Annotated in this window: 2 protein-coding genes (1 of these 2 cut by a window edge); both read left to right on the top strand. The window is 66.1% G+C overall.

The window, feature by feature from the left end; genetic code table 11:
* Nucleotides 1-550: the 3' portion of a RecX family transcriptional regulator gene (locus tag B384_RS18850; protein ID WP_019483439.1), read on the top strand. It extends 278 nt beyond the left edge of the window; 550 of the gene's 828 nt are visible here — the last part of the coding sequence; its start codon lies off the left edge, out of view; it ends in the stop codon at nucleotides 548-550.
* A 134-nt stretch (nucleotides 551-684) separates the two neighbouring features.
* Nucleotides 685-1,477, top strand: a 793-nt coding sequence (locus B384_RS0112490) for a hypothetical protein (RefSeq protein WP_156809094.1), incomplete at its 3' end; no start/stop codon positions are given.

Below are 1,477 nucleotides of genomic sequence, written 5' to 3'. Positions count from 1 at the left end.
GGGATCTGGCGGGGGAGCCCTCGCACCCGATGCAGACCCTTACGCGACGGCACGGTCCATCGTGTTGCGGCAGCTCACCCTCGCGCCCAAAAGCCGGCATCAGCTTGCCTCCAAACTAGCGGAGCGGGACGTGCCCGCAGAGGTGGCGGTGGCCGTCCTGGACCGCTTTGAAGAAGTCCAGCTGATCGACGATGCCGAGTTCGCGATGATGTGGGTGCGTAGCCGGGCAGCGACCCGATCCCTGGCCAGGAGCGCACTGAAACGCGAACTGGCTGAGAAAGGCATCCACGGCGAGATCGCCGAGGAGGCACTGTCCCAGGTGAGTGACGATGAGGAACGGGACGCTGCAGAACAGCTAGTGCGCCGAAAGCACCGCCCCGCCGCCACGGGTGCAGATCGTGCCACCCTCGACAAGGAAACGCGGCGGCTGGTGAGCATGCTCGGGCGCAAGGGATACAGCCCGTCGCTGGCGTTCGGTGTGGTGAAATCGGTGCTCGACGACGTCGCCGCCGGCGCAGCTGACGACGACGCAGAACCTGATTTCCTCTGACGAGGTCCGCCGGGCTCAGGTCAGTCACGCTCAGCCGTTATCCATTCGTTCCCTAAAACGGCCGGTTGAGGTCTGGCGGACCCAGAACACCGAACTGTAGGCTGAGCATCCTTATGATCGGGCTGGCGCGGGGAATGACTGCTGCACGGACGGGCGCTGGTGCAGCGTTGGCCGTGGTGCTGCTTGGCGCTTCCCTCCTCACCTCGATCGCCCCGGCTGCAGCCCAGGACTACCCAACCTGGGACGAGATCAAGGCAGCCAAAGCCGATGCCTCAGCCAAACAAGCCCAGGTCGGCGAGATTGAAAGCCTGTTGGAAGGGCTCCGCACCGCCGCCGCCGAACTTGGCGACACTGCCGTCAGCTCAGCGGCTGATCACGCGCAGGCCGCGGAGGAACTGCGGGTGAGCGAACGGCTCTCCGACACGCTCGCCGAACAATTAGCCAATGCCGAGGCCGAGTCCGCGGACCTGCACCGGGCAGCTGGCGCAGCCGCTGCCCTCTCCTACAAGACCGGGAGCACCAACACCTCAATGCTGGCGCTGCTGGATCCGGAGGGCGCCATGGACCTGCTCGACCGCCTGATGATACTTGAAACCGTCACCGACCGGGCTGCCGGATCCTACAACGATGCGGTCGCCGCCGAGCGTGAGGCCGAGTCACTGCGGGACCGCTATGACGCCGCCACCGAGCGGCACCGGGAACTGACGGACGAGGCAGCCGAACGGTTACGCACTGCCCAGGGCGACGACGCCGCCGCCCGCACCTCGGTGCAGGAGCAGGAAACCCGGGCCGCAGAGCTCTTCGAGCAGCTTGCCGAACTGAATGACACCACGGCCGACCTTGAAGCCGACCGCATCCAGGGCTTGCAGGAAGAAGCTGCTTTCCTCGAACAACAGGTAGCAGCAGAGGCTGCTGCGGCGGCCCGGG

This window comes from Arthrobacter sp. TB 23 (assembly GCF_000294595.1).
Taxonomy (GTDB): Bacteria; Actinomycetota; Actinomycetes; order Actinomycetales; family Micrococcaceae; genus Arthrobacter_D.
Note: the sequence above shows the minus strand (reverse complement) of the source record. Positions and strands in the feature narration are given on the sequence as shown.